We start from the raw sequence: 16,913 nt of genomic DNA on the forward strand, positions 1-16,913 counted from the left end.
GTTCTTGGATGGGGGTGCCGTCGAACGACCGAGGATCGATGATTTCTCTGCTGTCTCGGGCGCCACAGCTTGTGCGCCGTGTTATGCCCGCAGCGATGTTCGCGGCTGCGCTGGCCTTCCTGCCACAGGCCGCGCGTGCCGAATCCTCCACCAGGATCGCACCCGACGCGACCGAATTCACGCTGCCCAACGGCCTGCAGGTCGTGGTGATTCCGGATCATCGCGCGCCGATCGTCACGCACATGATCTGGTATCGCGTCGGCGCGGCCGACGATCCGCCGGGCAAGTCGGGCATTGCGCATTTCCTCGAGCATCTGATGTTCAAGGGCACCAAGGCGCATCCGGCCGGCGAGTTCTCGGGGCGCGTATCCGAAATGGGCGGTGCAGAAAACGCGTTCACGACCAATGACGCGACGGCCTATCACCAGACCATTGCGAAGGACCAGCTCGCGACCGTGATGGCGTTCGAGTCGGACCGCATGGAAGGGCTGATCCTCAACGATGCGGTCGTGCTGCCGGAGCGGGACGTCATCCTGGAAGAGCGACGCATGCGGATCGACAATGATCCCGGTGCGCAGTTCTATGAGGCGATGAACGCGGCGCTCTACCAGAACCATCATTACGGTATCCCGACCATCGGGTGGGCCGATGAGATGGCGAAGCTGTCGCGTCAGGACGCGCTCGATTTCTATGGCCGCTACTACACGCCGAACAATGCCGTGCTCGTCGTCGCCGGCGACGTGACGGCGGACGAGGTGCGGCGCCTCGCCGAGGAGACCTATGGCCGCGTGCCGCGCCGTGCCGAACTGGCGCCGCGCGATCGTCCCAAGGAGCCGCCGCCGCGTGCCGAGCGCACGCTTGCGATGTCGGATCCGCGCGTCAGCCAGCCGTCCTGGTCGCGAACCTATCTCGCCCCCTCCTATTCGACCGCGAAGCCGGACGAGGCCGAATCGCTCGACCTCCTCGCCGATATCCTAGGCCGCGGGCCGACGAGCCGGCTTTATCGCGCCCTGGTCGTCGACAAGCCGATCGCGAGCGCGGTCGGTGCTTATTATTCGGGCGACAATCTCGACTACGGACAGCTCGGCATCATCGCAACGCCGCGTGACGGGGTGAGCGTGGACCAGCTCCAGGCGGAGATCGACCGCATCGTCGACGACGTTCGCGCCCATGGCGTCACCGCCGACGAACTGGAGCGGGCCAAGAAGCGCACGCGCGCCTCGGCGATCTTCGCGCAGGACAGCCAGGGCTCGCTCGCCCGCATCATCGGAACCTCGCTGCTCGCCGGCCAGACGCTTGCCGATGTGCAGTCATGGCCGGATCGGATCAACGCGGTCACGACCGACGATGTTTCCGCCGCCGCCGATAAATATCTCGACAAGCGCCGGTCGGTGACCGGTGTATTGAAGCCGGCACCCGCCGACGGCCGCAGCTAGCCCGCGCCAGGAGACGGAGACGACATGACTTTCCATTTCAGCCGCCTCGTTGCCACCCGTCCCCTGATCGCCGCGGCCGGGCTCATAATGCTCGTGACGTCCGCGCAGGCGATGCAGATCAAGGACATCGTCAGCCCCGGCGGCGTCAAAGCCTGGCTGGTCGAGGACTATGCGGTGCCGATCGTCGCCGTGAATTTCGCGTTCGAGGGCGGCGCGGCGCAGGACCCGGCGGACAAGCCCGGCGTCGCCAACATGCTCTCGGGCCTGCTCGACGAAGGCGCCGGTGACCTCGACAGCAAGGCCTTCCAGAGCGCCTTGGACAGCCGGTCGATTCAGCTCTCTTTCGATGCCGGCCGCGACGAGTTCTTCGGTACGATCCGCATGCTGGCGGAAGATCAGGACGAGGGCTTCGGCCTTCTTGCGCTCGCCCTTCAGTCGCCCCGATTCGATGCCGAGCCCGTCGAGCGCATCCGCGCCCAGATCGACAGCAGCATCCGCCAGTCGGCCAAGGACCCGGAGCAGGTGGCGATCACCACCATGTGTGCGACGGCCTTCCCGAACCATCCCTATGGGCGGCCCCTCGAAGGCAGCGAGGCGAGCGTCAAGGCGATCGCCGTGCCCGATCTGCAGGACTACCGTCGTCGCGTCTTCGCGCGGGACAATCTCCATATCGCTATCGTCGGCGCGATCGACGAGGCGGAGGCCGGCAAGATGCTGGATCGCGTCTTCGGCCCGCTTCAGGCCAAGGCCGAGCTGACGCCGGTGCCGGATGCGGTGCCGCTCGGCGGCGATATCCGCATCGACATGCCTAACCCCCAGACCGTGGTTCGCTTCGGCGGCCCCGGCTTGGCGCGCCATGATCCCGATTTCATGGCCGCTTACGTCGTGAACCACATCTTCGGCGGCGGCTCGTTCTCGTCGCGGCTCTACACCGAGGTGCGCGAGAAGCGCGGCCTTGCCTATTCGGTGTCGTCGACGCTGGTTCCGATGGCGCACGCGAACGCGGTTGCCGGCGGCACCGCGACCCGCGCCGACCGGGCCGACGAGACGGTCGAGATCATCCGCGGCGAGGCGAAGCGCTTTGCCGAGGAAGGGCCGACGGCTGACGAGCTCGCCAAGGCGAAGAGCTATCTCGTCGGCTCCTATGCGCTGCGCTTCGATTCCTCGGCCAAGATCGCGCGCCAACTGCTCGCCATCCAGCTCGACGGCCTTCCGATCGACTATGTCGAGAAGCGGAACGACATGATCGCGGCGGTCACGCTCGACGATGCGAAGCGCGTGGCGAAGCGCATCTATGGCGGCGCGACGAACATGATGGTCCTGGTCGGCCCGAAAAAGTCGGAGGCCGCGCCGCGGACCTGACGCCCCGAACGGCGCATCATTCCGCGGCTTCGGCCGTCGCTTTCTCGGCGTCCTCGTTCAGCGCCTTGGCCTGGCGCTTCGGCACGGTGAGCGGCTCGGGCTTCAGCTTGCCCTGGACGTCGGTGTAGGACACCTGGCCGCCGGCCATCTGGATGGCGAGGCGGTTCGCCTCGCGGGCGCGAAGGTCTTCGGCGATCTCGGCGATCCGCTCCGCGTCGTAGCCGAGCTCCTCGAGCGTCTTGCGGCCGAACAGGAAGGCCGATTCGAACGTCTCGCGGATTTCGAAGTCGACGCCCTGCGCGCGCAGCTTCAGCGTATGCTGGCGATCGAACGAGCGGACATAGAGCGTCGTCAGCGGATACTCGGAGCGGATCAGCTCGACGATCTTGTCGGTATTCTCGCGCTTGTCGGTGCACACGACGACGAGCCGCGCGCTCTCAATGCCCGCCGCGCGGAGCACGTCGAGGCGCGTGCCGTCGCCGTAATAGACCTTGAAGCCGAACCGTGCGGCGCTGCGCACCATGTCTGGATCGGAATCGATCGCCGTCACGTCGATGCCCTCCGAGAGGAGGAATTGCGCGGCAATCTGGCCGAAGCGGCCGAAGCCGATCATCAGCACGCTCGCCTCCAGCCCGTCGGCGATGTCGAGACCGTCCAAAGAGGGCTTGGGCTGCGGCAGGTAGCGCGCGGCCGCGACGACGAGCGGGGTCAACGCCATCGAGACGATGACCGTCGCCGTCAGCACCGCGTTGAGGTTCTGGTCGATCAGGCCTGCGGCGGTCGCCGCGGCGTAGAGCACGAAGGCGAACTCGCCGCCCTGCGCCATCAGCGCGGCCCGCTCCAGAGCCTCTGGCCGCGAAGCGCGGAAGAGGCGGGCCATGATGAAGATGCCGCCGGCCTTGAGCGCCATGTAGCCGAGCACGGCGACGATGATCGTCGGCCATTCGTTGACCATCACGGACAGGTCGAGCGACATGCCGACGCTGATGAAGAAGAGGCCGAGCAGAATGCCCCGGAACGGCTCGATGTCGGCTTCGAGCTGGTGGCGGAAGCTCGATTCCGACAGCATGACGCCGGCGATGAAAGCGCCGAGGGCCATGGAGAGGCCGCCGATCTGCATGACGAAGGCGGCGCCCAGCACGACCAGCAGCGCGGCGGCCGTCATCACCTCGCGCGCATTGGCCCCCGCCAGGATCCGGAACATCGGGTTCAGCAGCCAGCGCCCGGCGGCGACGAGCGCCACGAGGACGCCCGCGCCCATCGCGACGGAAATCCAGCGTGATTCGCTCTGCGCGTTCGGATCGTGGCCGAACACGGCGACCACGGCGAGCAGCGGCACGATCGCGAGATCCTCGAGCAACAGGATCGAGACGATGCGCTGGCCCGCCGGAGATGCGGTCTCGCCGCGTTCGTCTAGCAACTGCATGACAGTCGCGGTCGAGGTGAGCACGAAGCCCATGCCGGCGACGAAAGCCGCGATCGGCGTCAGCCCGTAGAGAACGCCCGCGCCCATCAGGATGACGCCGCAGAACAGAACCTGCCCGAGGCCGAGCCCGAAGATCTCGCGGCGAAGGCCCCACAGGCGCGAGGGGCGCATTTCGAGCCCGATCACGAACAGGAACATGACCACGCCGAGTTCGGCGACATGCAGGATCGACTGCGGATCGTTGAACAGGCCAAAGCCAAACGGGCCGATGACGAGGCCGGCCGAGAGATAGCCGAGCACGGCGCCGAGGCCGAGCCGCTTGAAGATCGGGACAGCGATCACACCGGCGCCGAGCAGCGCAACGAGCTGGGCGAGATCGGTGCCCTGCGCCTCGACGGCCATGGACATCTCCGTTCGTAGTGCGGGTAGGGCGCTGCCGGCTGGCTGCGCGAAAGGCGCGGGGTGGGGAAGCCGAGGACGTCGCCGCGCTCCGCTTCGCCAGTCTAGGCATCTTCATGGCGAAATGCAGCCATCACGCGGCATGATTTATGCGTTCGCCCGTTCGTCCACGATCTTGTCGGGGGGCGCCGCGATCCCTATTCAATGGGGTCCAAGGAGAACGCCATGACCGTGCTGCCCGATCAGTCCCTCCTCGTCGCCCGTGCCGCCGAGCTCGTCGAGGCGGCGAAGCGCGCCGGCGCCGACGCGGCCGACGCCTTCGCGGTTCGCCGGGTGGGGCTTTCGGTCGATGTCCGGCACGGCGCGGTCGACGAGTCGACGCGTTCCGAGAGCGATGACGTCTCGCTCCGCGTCTTCATTGGCCGACGGCATGCCAGCGTCTCGACCAACACCATCGCGCCGGCCGACGAACTGGCGATGCGCGCGATCGCCATGGCACGGGTGGCGCCGGAGGATCCCTATGCCGGCCTCGCGCCGCAGGATCGCCTCGCCAGGTCTTGGCCCGATCTGGACCTGCTCGACCGCTCGATTCCCGACGCCGCCGCGCTGACCGAGCGCGCCCGCGCGGCCGAGGCCGCGGCGCTTGCCGTCCCGGGCGTGACGAAGTCCGGCGGCGCCTCGGCAGGCTGGTCGCTGACGGGTGCGGTGATCGCGACCTCGCATGGCTTCCAGGGGTCGTATCTGCTGTCGCGCACCGGCGTCTCGGTGACCGCCATCGCCGGTGAGGGCACCGCGATGGAGCGCGACTACGACAGCGATTCCAAGGTCTATGGCGCCGACCTCCGCGCGGCCGACGAGATCGGACGGTCGGCGGCCGAGCGGGCCGTGCGCCGCCTGCGCCCCTCGCGCATGCCGACGGGCCGGACGACGGTGGTCTTCGATCCGCGCGTCGCGGCCAGCCTGCTCGGACATTTCGCCGGGGCGATCAACGGCGCGGCGATCACGCGCAAAACCTCCTTCCTCAAGAACGCGCTCGGCACGGCCGTGTTCGCGCCCGCGATCCGCATCGTCGACGATCCGCACCGGCTGCGTGGTCTCGCGTCACGGCCCTTCGATGGCGAGGGCGTCGCGACGGAAGCGCTGGATCTCGTCGAGGGCGGCGTGCTCCAGCAATGGCTGCTCGACAGCGCCACGGCGCGCGAACTCGGTCTCGCCACGAACGGTCGCGGCTCGGGCGGTGGCGGGAGCCCGCACGCCACCAATCTGGCGATTCTGCCCGGCTCGGTGAGCCCCAGGGATCTCATCGCCTCGATCGGGGACGGGCTCTATGTCAATGAACTGATCGGCCATGGCGTCAACGGCGTCACCGGCGACTACAGCCGGGGCGCCGGCGGCTATCGCATCGTCGGCGGCGAACTGGTCGAGCCGGTCTCCGAGATCACCATCGCCGGCAATCTGCGCGACATGTTCGCGCGCCTCGTGGCGGCCGACGATCTCGAATATCGCTATGCGGTCAACGCGCCGACCCTCGCGATCGAAGGAATGACGATTGCCGGAACCTGACACCCTCGCGCAGGACCGGCGGGCCGACCTGGAGCTCCTCGTTTCGGCGGCGCGCGAAGCGGGGGAGATTGCCAAAGGCTTCTTCGGTCGTTCGCCGCAGATCTGGACCAAGGCGCATGATTCCCCGGTCACGGAGGCAGATCTCGCCGCCGATCGCTTTCTCTTCGAACGCCTGGTCGGTGCCCGTCCGGATTATGGCTGGCTGTCGGAGGAGACGGCTGACACGCCGGAACGACTCTCCCGGCGCCGCGTCTTCGTCGTCGATCCGATCGACGGCACACGCGGCTTCATCGAGGGTAGTCCCGACTGGTGCGTCTCCGTCGCGATCGTCGAGGACGGGATTCCGGTCGTCGCAGCGCTCGCCGTTCCCACGCGTGCGGAGTGGTTCGAAGCCGTCTCCGGCGGCGGGGCGAAGCTGAACGGCGAGCCGATTTCGGTCGCGACGCAGCCCGGCGCGCCGCTCCGATTCGCCGGTCCCATGCGGCATATGCGGGCTCTTTCCGGCGAGGGCCTCGCGTTCGGCGAACGTCGCATAACGCCTTCTCTCGCCTACCGGATCACGCTGGTGGCGGCCGGGCGGCTGGACCTCGCGACGGCGTCGCCCAATGCCCATGACTGGGACCTTGCGGCGGCGGACCTTTTGGTGCACGAAGCTGGCGGAACGTTGTGCACTGCGGCTGGCGAGGCGGTCCGATACAATCGGGCGGAGCCACGACACCCGGCATTGCTCGCCGGGGTATCCGGGCTGGTGGCCAGGGCAGAGGCCGCCGTCCGGGAGGCCGAGCAGCGCAGCGAAGACCGTCGGCGAGCCGATTCCACCCATGCGAGCGGCGCCGGAACAAGCTGAAGGGTTCGAGAATTGGCTGATTCCAAGAAGCAGCTCCTGCATCTGGTCTTCGGTGGCGAGCTCAGCTCCGTCGGGAGCTCGGACTTTGCCGACCTTTCTGCGCTCGACATCGTCGGGATCTTTCCGGACTACAAGAGTGCCTACGACGCCTGGAAGAAGGTGGCGCAGCGGACCGTCGACAGCGCCCAGACCCGATATTTCATCGTGCATCTTCACCGCCTGCTCGATCCCGCGGCGACGACGTCGGAGTGACACGGCTCACCCCGCATGATGCTGCCGGCGATCTGATGCGGCCGGAATGGAAATTCGATTGACCGTGACCGCAACGACCAAGAGACCCAGAAGGGTCAGCAATCTGCTGAAGCGGATCGGGAATTCCGATCGTGCCATGCGCTTCGTCGGCCATCTGGCGGTGGCGTATCTGCATCTGGTCCGCGCCACCAGCCGCATCGTCTATGAGCCGGGCAATGTCGTCGAGTCGTTCGGCGAGAACCTGCCCGGCATCCTGACCATGTGGCATGGCCAACACCTGATGGCGCCCTTCGTGCCGCAGAAGACCGGGCTCGATATCCGGGTGATGGTGTCGCGTCACCGCGACGGCGAGATCAATGCGATCGTGGCGGAGCGTTTCGGTTTTGGGACGATCCGGGCCTCGGCGGCGCGCGATCCGACGCGCGTCATCGAGAAGGGCGGCCTCCGCGGCTTCCTCGAAATGAAGAGCGCGCTGCAGGAAGGCGTGACGGTCGCCATGACGGCCGACGTGTCGAACGTCATCGCGCGCCGTGCCGGGCTCGGCATCATCATGCTGGCCCAGAGTTCGGGGCGTCCGATCCTGCCGGTCGCGCTCGCGACCAGCCGCCGTTTCCGCCTGTCCAATTGGGACCGGACGACGTTCAACTTGCCCTTCAGTCGCGGGGCCTGCATCTTCGGCAATCCGATATGGGTGCCGCCCGAAGGCGGCGACGAAGAACGGGAAGGGGCGCGCCTAGCTCTGGAAGCGGAACTCAATCGCGTCAACGCACTCGCCTATGAGCGCATCGGCGCTCGCGATGACTAGGCGGACGAGCCCGCTGCTGACGGCCTATGGCCTGGCGGGCCGCGCGCTGATGCCTTTCGTCCCGCTGTTGCTCGCGCGCCGTGCGCGGAGGGGCAAGGAAGAGGTCGCGCGACAGGGCGAGCGCTATGGACGGGCAGGGCAGCCGCGTCCGGATGGGCCGTTGGTCTGGATCCATGCCGCGAGCGTCGGCGAGACCAACGCGGTCCTGCCGCTCGTCCGGCGCATCGCCGCGAGCGGGACCGCCGTGGTCCTGACGACCATCACCGTCACCAGCGCCGAGATCGCGGCCAGGCAATTGCCGCCGGGCGCGCTGCACCAATATGCGCCGCTCGACATCGCGCCCTATGTCGACCGCTTCCTCGACACGTGGCGGCCAGACGCCGCGCTCTTTGTCGAATCCGAGCTTTGGCCCGTGATGACGCTTCGCCTGGCCGCGCGCGGGATCGCGCAGATCCGGGTCAATGCGCGCATGTCGGAGCGCTCCTTCGCGCGCTGGCGGAAATTCAGCGGCGTGCGGCCGCTGTTCGAGGGGACCACGCTGGCGCTCGCGCAATCGGAGGGCGACGCGAAGCGGCTTCGCGCGCTCGGACTACGTCAGGCACGCTCCGTCGGAAACCTGAAGTTCGACGTTCCACCGCCCGGCGCCGATCCCGAGGCGCTCGCTGCGATCAAGGCGATGACCGCAGGCCGGGAGATCTTCGTCGCGGCCAGCACGCATGACGGCGAAGAGGCGATCGTCTCCGCCGCCCACCGGAGCCTCCGGACGCAGCGTCCCGGCTTGCTGACCATCATCGTACCCCGCCATCCGGTGCGCGGAACCGCGCTGCGCGACGCGCTCTCCGCGAGCGGCCTAGCCGTCGCCCAGCGCAGCCGCAGCGAGCCGGTCACGCCGGAGACCGACATCTATCTCGCCGATACGCTCGGCGAACTCGGTCTGTTCTACCGCCTGGCACCCGTGGCCCTCGTCGGCGGGACGCTGGTTCCCGTTGGTGGCCACAATCCGATCGAGGCGGCCCGGCTCGACACCGCCATCGTGCACGGCCCTCATGTGCACAACGCGACCGAGGTTTATGACGCGCTCGATCGCGGCACGGCGAGCGGACCGGTCGCCGATGCGAGCGAATTGGCCGATGTGCTGGAAGCGCTCTTTGCCGACCCGCAGGCCATGCAGGACCGGGCCCAACGCGCGGCGGATGCGCTCGACCCCTACACGGGGGCGCTCGATGCGACCATGGCGGCGCTCGCGCCGTTTCTGACTGAGCCGGGCAAGACGAGGCAGACGGAGGGACCGGCTTGATCAAGGCGCCGCACTTCTGGTGGCATCGCCGGCTCACCCTGTCGGCGGCCTGTCTCTATCCCCTGTCGCTGCTCTGGGGTCTCGCCGCCGGTTCGCGCATGCGCCGGGCGCCTGAAGCCTTCGCGGCCGTTCCCGTCATCTGCATCGGCAACTATGTCGTCGGTGGCGCAGGCAAGACGCCGACGGCGCTCGCCATAGCGCGGATCGCCGTCGCGCTCGGGCGGAGGCCCGGCTTCCTGCTGCGTGGCTATGGCGGCAGCCTGCGCGGGCCCGTGCTCGTCGATCCGAAGATGCATGCCGCGAGCGAGGTGGGCGACGAGGCGCTTCTGCTCGCCGCGCTCGGTCCCGTGGTGGTCTCCGCCGACCGGCCCAAGGCGCTGCCGCTGCTCGCTGCTGTCGGCGTCGATCTGATCATCATGGATGACGGCTTCCAGAACCCGGCTCTGCACAAGGATTTGCGCCTTGTCGTCGTCGATGGAACGGCGGGGATCGGCAACGGCCTGGTCCTGCCGGCCGGTCCGCTCCGTGCGCCGCTCAGCGTCCAGCTCGCGCGGACCGATGCAGCAATCATCGTCGGCGCTGGCGCTGGCGGCGACGCGGTGCTGCGCCGGATCGCGCGCGCGGGGCGTCCGACCTTTCGCGCGCAGCTCGCGACGCGGGCGCACCAGAGCTTCGGCACCGAGCCCTATCTCGCCTATGCCGGCATCGGCCGGCCGGAGAAGTTCTTCAACACACTCGATCATGCCGGCGCGACGATCAAGGAAGTCCGCGCCTTTCCGGACCATCACGTCTACACGGACGACGATGCGCGCAAGCTCCTGGCCCGGGCCGAGCGTGAGGGGCTCCGTCTCATCACGACGGCGAAGGACCATGCGCGCCTCATTGGCGCCAAGGGCGCGGCAGGGGATCTGCGTGATCGCAGCGAAGTGCTCGAAGTGCGCATGGTCTTCGCCGACGAGCCGCGGCTTATCGCGCTGATCGAGGCGATGCTGCGGGATTTCGGCCGGCGCAGCGAGGCGTTCGGCGCGCGGCGATAGAAGCGCTCAGCGCGACCAGGTCAATCCCAGCGCCTTGTGGCGGGCGAGCGCTGTTGCCGGGTCCGCATAGGCTTCCTGATGCGCGACGTTCCAGTAGCGGAGCTCGTCGAGCGGGATCTGCGCGCCCGTGACGGCACAGCGCACGAAGGCGCCAGGCGTCAGGATCTGATAGTCGCCGTCGAGATAGCGGATGCGCGCTTCGCCGCCCCGGCCGTGATGTTCCATGCGGTTCATGTGCCCTATATCCGCCTCTTCTCTGCCTTTCGCAAGGATTTCAACGCCTTCCGAACAGCCTTTCGATGTCGGACAACTTGAGTTCGACATAGGTGGGGCGGCCGTGGTTGCACTGTCCGGATCCGGGAGTCGCCTCCATCTCGCGGAGCAGCGCGTCCATCTCCTCGGCCTTGAGCCGGCGGCCCGAGCGGACCGAGCCGTGGCAGGCCATCGTCGCCGCGACATGATCGAGCCTCTCCTTGAGCCGCGTCGTCTCGCCCCATTCGGCGAGATCGTCGGCAAGGTCGGCGACGAGCGCGGCGCTGTCCACCTCGCCGAGCAGCGCCGGCGTCTCGCGCACCGCGATCGCGCCCGGCCCGAACCCCTCCAGCACGAGGCCGAACTCGGCCAGCTCATCGGCGCGGGCGACGAGCCGCGCGACATCTTCCTGAGGAAGATCAACGACATCGGGGATCAGCAGCATCTGCGTCGCGACGCCGGAACGCGCCAGCGCCGCCTTCATCTTCTCATAGACCAGCCGCTCATGCGCCGCGTGCTGGTCGACGATGACGAGGCCGCCCTCCGTCTGCGCGACGATATAGTTCTCGTGCAACTGCGCCTTCGCCGCGCCGAGCGGACGGCGGGCGCGCTCGGTTTCGACGGCCTCCTCGACGATTGCCGGCCGCGCATCCGCGGAGGGGCGGTCGACGACTTCGAAGGCTGCCTGCCGCGCCTCGGCGAAACCGCCGGCCGGCGCCGCCCAGTTTCGCCAGGACGCCGCCATTGGCGAAGAATCCGCCGCCATTGGCGAATTGGGCGCCGCGCCGGGGCCGGACGCAGGTCGGAACGGGGAGGGCGGGGCGCTCTCCGGCCGGAAAGCGGCGAGCGTCGCGGTGCTGCCGGTCGAGGTCGCGCGATGGCCGCTGGCGAGGATCGCCTGGCGCAGCGCCCCGACGATCAGCCCGCGCACCAACCCCGGATCGCGGAAGCGGACATCGGCCTTGGTCGGGTGGACATTGACGTCGACCTCATGCGGGTCGAGCTCGAGGAACAGCGCGGCGACGGGGAAACGGTCGCGGCTCATCACATCCATATAGCCGGCGCGGAGCGCACCCATCAGCAGCTTGTCGCGCACCGGGCGACCGTTCACGAACAGGAACTGCTGCAGCGAATTGGCGCGGTGGAAGGTCGGCAGCCCGGCAAGGCCGGAGAGGCGCACCCCTTCGCGCGCCGCATCGATCGGGATCGCATTGTCGCCGAAATCCTCGCCGAGCAGCGCGGCGATGCGCGCCTCGCGGCTGCCGACCGGAAACTCCGCGCCAGCGCGATCGGAGCCCGAGAGCGAGAAGCGCACCTCGGGATGCGCCATGGCGAGGCGGCGCACGACATCGGTGATCGCGCTTGCCTCCGCGCGTTCGCCCTTCATGAATTTGAGCCGGGCGGGCGTCGCGAAGAAGAGATCGCGCACCTCGACCCGCGTTCCGCCAGAAAGCGCCGCCGGCTTCGGCGCCGCGATCCGCCCGCCTTCGACCGCGATCTCCCAGCCATGCGGCTCATCGGCATGACGCGACGCGATCGAGAGCCGCGCCACCGCGCCGATCGAGGCGAGCGCCTCGCCGCGAAAGCCGAGCGTGCGGATATCGAGCAGATCCTCGGCAAGCTTGGAGGTCGCATGGCGCTCGACGGCGAGCTCCAGATCGGCGCGGACCATGCCGCTGCCGTCATCGGCAACGCGGATGAGCCCGATGCCGCCGCCGGCCGTCACCACCTCGATCCGCCGCGCCCCGGCGTCGATCGCGTTCTCGACCAGCTCCTTGACCACGCTCGCCGGCCGCTCGACCACCTCGCCGGCGGCGATGCGGTTGATCATGTCTTCGGAGAGGCGGCGGATCGACATGGGACGGACTCTGCCGGATTCGGCGGGCACGGGGAAGCGGCGCGTTGAAGCGGCGCGTGAAGGCGTTGAATCGGCGTGTCAGGAATGGATGGCAAGCGACTCCGGCGACTCGTATTTTCGCCTGCGCCGGCGTCCTTCCCTCTTGAACCCGCCCCTTGAGGGAGGGTCGAAAACGCCAAGGGCGTTTTCGGGGAGGGGCTAGCTTCGGCAAGGCCGAAGCGTTCTTGACCCGCACGGCGAACCAGACCCCTCCCCAAAACCGCGTCGCGGTTTTGACCCTCCCTCAAGGGGAGGGTTCAAGGCAGACGGCGCCCGCGCCCCCCTACCGCCCGATCGCGCGCCAGCCGATGTCGCGGCGGCAGAAGCCGTCGTCCCAGCGGATGGCGTCGACCCCGGCATAGGCCCGCGCCTGCGCCTCGGCGATGGTGGCGCCGGTGGCCGAGACATTGAGCACGCGCCCGCCATGCGCGACCAGCTGCAGCGATTTCTGCGCCGTGCCGGCCTGGAACACGGTGACGCCCGGTAGCGCCTCGGCGTCGTCGATGCCCTCGATCGGCGTGCCCTTCCTGTAATCGCCCGGATAGCCCTTCGCCGCCATGACCACGGTGAGCGCCGCCTCGTCGCGCCAGCGCGGCGTGACGCCCTCCAGCCGGCCCTCGGCCGCCGCCAGCAGGATTTCGAGCAGGTCGCTCTCGAGCCGCAGCATCAGCACCTGGCATTCCGGATCGCCGAAGCGGACATTGTATTCGATCAGCTCCGGGCCCTTTTCCGTGATCATCAGCCCGGCGAACAGCACACCCGAGAACGGCGTCCCGCGCGCGGCGAGCGCGGCGACGGTGGGGCGGATGATCTCCGCCATCACGCGCTCTTCCATCGCGGCATCCACCACAGGGGCCGGCGAATAGGCGCCCATGCCGCCCGTATTGGGGCCGGTGTCGCCATCGCCGACGCGCTTGTGGTCCTGCGCCGCGCCGAAGGGGATCGCCGCCCTCCCGTCGCAGATCGCGAAGAAGCTCGCCTCCTCGCCGACGAGCAGCGCCTCGATCACTACCTCCGCGCCGGCCGCGCCGAAGGCACCGCCGAAGCAGGCATCGACGGCTTCGAGCGCCTCGTCCAGCGTCGCGGCGACCACCACGCCCTTGCCGGCCGCGATGCCATCCGCCTTGACGACGATCGGCGCGCCGACCTCGCGCAGATAGGCCTTGGCGCTCTCGGCTTCCGCGAAGCGGCGATAGGCGGCCGTGGGAATGCCGGCCTCGATGCAGAGATCCTTGGTGAAGCCCTTGGAGCCTTCGAGCGCGGCGGCCGCCTTGGACGGACCGAACACGGCAATCCCGGCCGCGCGCAGCGCATCGGCCAGCCCCGCCACCAGCGGCGCCTCCGGCCCGACGACGACCAGCGCGATCTGGTTCTCGCCGCAGAAGCGCACGACGGACGGAAAATCATAGGGATCGAGCGCCGTCAGGCACGCCTCATGGCCGATCCCGGGATTCCCCGGCACCGCAAAAAGCCGCCCCATGCGCGGCGACTGCGCCAGCTTCCAGGCCAGCGCATGCTCCCGCCCGCCGGAGCCAATCAGAAGGACGTTCAAGGGTGCGTTCGACATGAGGCGGGATTAGGGGAGGAACGGGCGGAAGGCAAGATTGAATGGACGGAGCCCTCGTGACATCCTGATTGAAACTGGGAGGGCATCATGAGCGCTGAGGTTGATCCGAATGTTATCGCAGCCGCTGCTTTAACGGATCTGATAAAAACCACATTCAACACAGTAATAAATGGTGTGACCAAAAAGTTTGAATTTGCATGGAATAAGGTATTTACCGATTTTGACCCGTATTGTAGGAGAGTTTACCAAATAAACAGTCATGTTAGAATAATATGTGCGAAAGATAGAGATATACCACTGTATGACATATACGTTGAAAGCAAATTTTACTCGTCAGAAGGAATATACTCGGATGAAGAGATCGTACAAAAGATCAGGGATGGTGACAGAATCGTCATAAGCGGTAATGGTGGTACCGGAAAGACATTCTTTATGAGACATCTATGGATGACGATATTCCGGAATCCCATGGGGGTAATTCCGATATTCATAGAGTTGCGAAATCTCAGTAGGTCGGATACGTCGATTTTTAAGGATAGCTTGATGTCTATCATGTCGCCGGCGAGACAAATTAGCGTCGAGTTATTTGATTATTTTTGCAATCATGGAAGTTTTTGCTTCATACTTGATGGATTTGACGAAATACCACACGATAATAGAGATGATATTCAGTCATCGATACTGTCATTCGCGAGCCAATTTCCGAAGTGTCCCATGGTCGTTTCGAGTCGACCAGATGAACGGTTCTCAGGTTGGCAGCAATTTCATGTTTTGTCTCCTCGGCCGTTTGAATACACCCAAATGATTGACTTAGTTGAAAAGATTCCGATCGCTGACGATATCAAAGAGTCGTTCAAATCGTCTGCTGACGAAGTATTCTACGAAAGACATGAAAGTTTTCTTTCAAATCCGCTCCTCTGTATAATGATGGTGATGACATTCCGCGATAACATGGATATTCCTGAAAACATGAATGCATTTTACGATCAAGCGTTCATTACGCTCTACTCATCGCATGATGCAACAAAGGCGTGGTCGAGGGATTCGACGCTGAGTATAGATCAGTTCAGGAAGATATTCGGAATATTCAGTGCAATTTCATATTATGAGGAGAAATTTGAGTTCAATGAATATGAATTGTTAAGTTATATTGATAGGTCTATAAAGGTTATAAAGATTGACGCGTCAGTCGACGAGGTAAGGAGAGATATAGTCGAATCGGTAAATCTAATGCAACAGGATGGATTATACATATATTTTATTCATAGATCATTTCAAGAATATTTTACTGCTTATGCGATAACTCATTTACTAAATAAAAAGGCATATGAATATTTGAAGAAGATAAAGACTAGGATAAGCGACAATGTAATTGCGATGGCCTTTGAGATGAATGAGCATATTGTCATAGAGGGGTATATCAGGCCTGAAATTGAGGAACACGGCATTTTCGATAGAGTTGATGATGAATGTATTGGGATAGATTTTCTGGAATGTCTGGATTGTAATATTGCCGTAAATCTAAAACAGAGTGGCGGCGGAATTTCTAGATTTAGTATAATCGGTCCAGTTCCGAATAAAATTCGGGATTTTGTCGTAAATATTAATAAGATGAGATCGGAGAAATCATCAGAAGTTTTGGATGTGTTTGAGCGATCAGATGTAAATGAGCAGATTCGTCTCATATTGGAAGAGTTCGAGACGCTTCTGGACTCTAGGCAAGAATTCGATATTAATATGTCTGTTGCATTCCGAGACGGAAAAGTGAATATTGATTACAATAGTCTGTATGAAAGTGGAGTAGTATACGACGTAATATGTCGTATAAGGCGAAAAATTGACGAGAAGGCGGAGGAAGACGGTGAAGAATTGAAGGAGATAATTAGGTCGGCTCGACATTGGTGCGGCGAGGTAATGCGATTAGACCAGGAGCGGGCAGCGTCGATAGACGAGATATTTGGACCGAACTGATATTTATTGTCATTAGGAACGATTTCAGGTTGCGGGAGCGTTATCGTCATTCGGACGGTGGTGTTGGCAAGGAGACTGAGGGCCCCTTCATTCCGGACTCTAACAACAAGAGGGGCGCCGCTAAGCCGGTGCGCCGCACCCACTGACAGACCCCTCCCCAAAGCCGGCCTTGCCGGTTTTGACCCTCCCTCAAGGGGAGGGTTCAAGGGGAGCCTGTTGCCGGCGCCTGGTCCTGTCCTGGCAGAGCGCCGTGCAGGCGAGGGCCGCCCGGCGGCCCGGTTTGCATGCACCTTCGAAGACGAGACGCGGTCCGAACCCTCCCCTTGAGGGAGGGCCGAACGTGCGGAGCACGTTCGGGGAGGGGTTCGCTTCGGCCTCGGTCGAGGCGTTCTGGCCGGCCGGTGGCGCCAGGCTGGTTCCCTCCCCCTTGCGGGGAGGGCCAGGGTGGAGGACCATCGCGAGGATACGCTGGCTTCGCCGAAGGTTCCGGCTGCCCCGCGACTCCCACCCCGACCCTCCCCGCAAGGGGGAGGGGGAAGGAACGGCGTCTCTGCCGGCCGGGGCAGGCCCGCGCCGGTCATGCTTCGCCGCGAGCCCCGTCCCACGGCGGCTCGCCCCCTCCCAACCCTCCCCCGCGAGCGGGAGGGGGCTTTGGGGTCCGAGCCCTGCTCTTCACCTCTCCCTGAGGGAGAGGTCGGCGCGGAGCGCCGGGAGAGGGTTTACGGACTATCCGGATGGTTCCCTAAACCCTCTCCCGCCGGCCTGCGGCCGTCGACCTCCCCCTCAGGGGGAGGTGAAGAAA

The 16,913-nt window shown here is 65.3% G+C and carries 13 protein-coding genes; 9 read left to right on the plus strand and 4 right to left on the minus strand.

Annotated features, from left to right (window positions below):
- The first annotated feature begins 83 nt into the window (after window positions 1–83).
- Window positions 84–1,436, plus strand: a complete 1,353-nt coding sequence (locus GGR25_RS07565) for a M16 family metallopeptidase (protein WP_183398139.1) — start codon at window positions 84–86, stop codon at window positions 1,434–1,436.
- A gap of 24 nt (window positions 1,437–1,460) precedes the next feature.
- Window positions 1,461–2,798 (plus strand): M16 family metallopeptidase, encoded by a 1,338-nt coding sequence (locus GGR25_RS07570; protein ID WP_183398140.1) that lies wholly within the window; start codon window positions 1,461–1,463, stop codon window positions 2,796–2,798.
- 16 nt (window positions 2,799–2,814) lie between these two features.
- Here the strand turns inward: GGR25_RS07570 and GGR25_RS07575 are convergent, their stop codons facing one another.
- Window positions 2,815–4,626, minus strand: coding sequence for a monovalent cation:proton antiporter-2 (CPA2) family protein (locus GGR25_RS07575; RefSeq protein WP_183398141.1), 1,812 nt, complete (start codon window positions 4,624–4,626; stop codon window positions 2,815–2,817).
- 222 nt (window positions 4,627–4,848) lie between these two features.
- Between GGR25_RS07575 and GGR25_RS07580 the strand changes: the two genes are divergently transcribed.
- The 6 genes from GGR25_RS07580 (at window position 4,849) to lpxK (ending at window position 10,424) form a co-directional block, all read left to right on the plus strand.
- On the plus strand, window positions 4,849–6,186 hold the full coding sequence (locus GGR25_RS07580; protein WP_183398142.1) for a TldD/PmbA family protein: 1,338 nt from the start codon (window positions 4,849–4,851) through the stop codon (window positions 6,184–6,186).
- Window positions 6,173–7,033 carry a 3'(2'),5'-bisphosphate nucleotidase CysQ gene (locus GGR25_RS07585; RefSeq protein ID WP_183398143.1) on the plus strand — a complete coding sequence of 287 codons (861 nt, stop codon included), beginning with the start codon at window positions 6,173–6,175 and terminating at the stop codon, window positions 7,031–7,033. The genes GGR25_RS07580 and GGR25_RS07585 overlap by 14 nt, the downstream gene beginning before the upstream one ends.
- Window positions 7,034–7,045: 12 nt before the next feature.
- The gene (locus GGR25_RS07590) at window positions 7,046–7,285 is read left to right on the plus strand and encodes a DUF4170 domain-containing protein (RefSeq protein ID WP_183398144.1); all 240 of its coding nucleotides are present in this window, start codon (window positions 7,046–7,048) and stop codon (window positions 7,283–7,285) included.
- A gap of 64 nt (window positions 7,286–7,349) precedes the next feature.
- Window positions 7,350–8,090 (plus strand): lysophospholipid acyltransferase family protein, encoded by a 741-nt coding sequence (locus GGR25_RS07595; RefSeq protein ID WP_343068012.1) that lies wholly within the window; start codon window positions 7,350–7,352, stop codon window positions 8,088–8,090.
- Window positions 8,083–9,387 (plus strand): 3-deoxy-D-manno-octulosonic acid transferase, encoded by a 1,305-nt coding sequence (locus GGR25_RS07600; protein ID WP_183398145.1) that lies wholly within the window; start codon window positions 8,083–8,085, stop codon window positions 9,385–9,387. The genes GGR25_RS07595 and GGR25_RS07600 overlap by 8 nt, the downstream gene beginning before the upstream one ends.
- The gene (gene lpxK / locus GGR25_RS07605; protein WP_183398146.1) at window positions 9,384–10,424 is read left to right on the plus strand and encodes a tetraacyldisaccharide 4'-kinase; all 1,041 of its coding nucleotides are present in this window, start codon (window positions 9,384–9,386) and stop codon (window positions 10,422–10,424) included. Before GGR25_RS07600 ends, lpxK begins: the two co-directional genes overlap by 4 nt.
- Window positions 10,425–10,430: 6 nt before the next feature.
- Here lpxK and GGR25_RS07610 read toward each other — a convergent pair whose 3' ends face one another.
- The 3 genes from GGR25_RS07610 to purD all read right to left on the minus strand — a co-directional run bounded on the left by GGR25_RS07610 (window position 10,431) and on the right by purD (window position 14,125).
- Window positions 10,431–10,658: a DUF2093 domain-containing protein gene (locus GGR25_RS07610; protein WP_183398147.1), complete on the minus strand. Its 228-nt coding sequence runs from the start codon at window positions 10,656–10,658 to the stop codon at window positions 10,431–10,433.
- Between the two features lie 40 nt (window positions 10,659–10,698).
- Window positions 10,699–12,534 carry a DNA mismatch repair endonuclease MutL gene (gene mutL, locus GGR25_RS07615; protein ID WP_183398148.1) on the minus strand — a complete coding sequence of 612 codons (1,836 nt, stop codon included), beginning with the start codon at window positions 12,532–12,534 and terminating at the stop codon, window positions 10,699–10,701.
- 322 nt (window positions 12,535–12,856) lie between these two features.
- Window positions 12,857–14,125, minus strand: a complete 1,269-nt coding sequence (gene purD / locus GGR25_RS07620; protein WP_183398149.1) for a phosphoribosylamine--glycine ligase — start codon at window positions 14,123–14,125, stop codon at window positions 12,857–12,859.
- 102 nt (window positions 14,126–14,227) lie between these two features.
- Here purD and GGR25_RS07625 point away from each other — a divergent pair, with 102 nt between their 5' ends.
- The gene (locus GGR25_RS07625) at window positions 14,228–16,111 is read left to right on the plus strand and encodes an NACHT domain-containing protein (RefSeq protein WP_183398150.1); all 1,884 of its coding nucleotides are present in this window, start codon (window positions 14,228–14,230) and stop codon (window positions 16,109–16,111) included.
- The last annotated feature ends 802 nt before the right edge of the window (window positions 16,112–16,913 follow it).

Source organism: Kaistia hirudinis, assembly GCF_014196455.1.
Classification (GTDB): Bacteria; Pseudomonadota; Alphaproteobacteria; order Rhizobiales; family Kaistiaceae; genus Kaistia; species Kaistia hirudinis.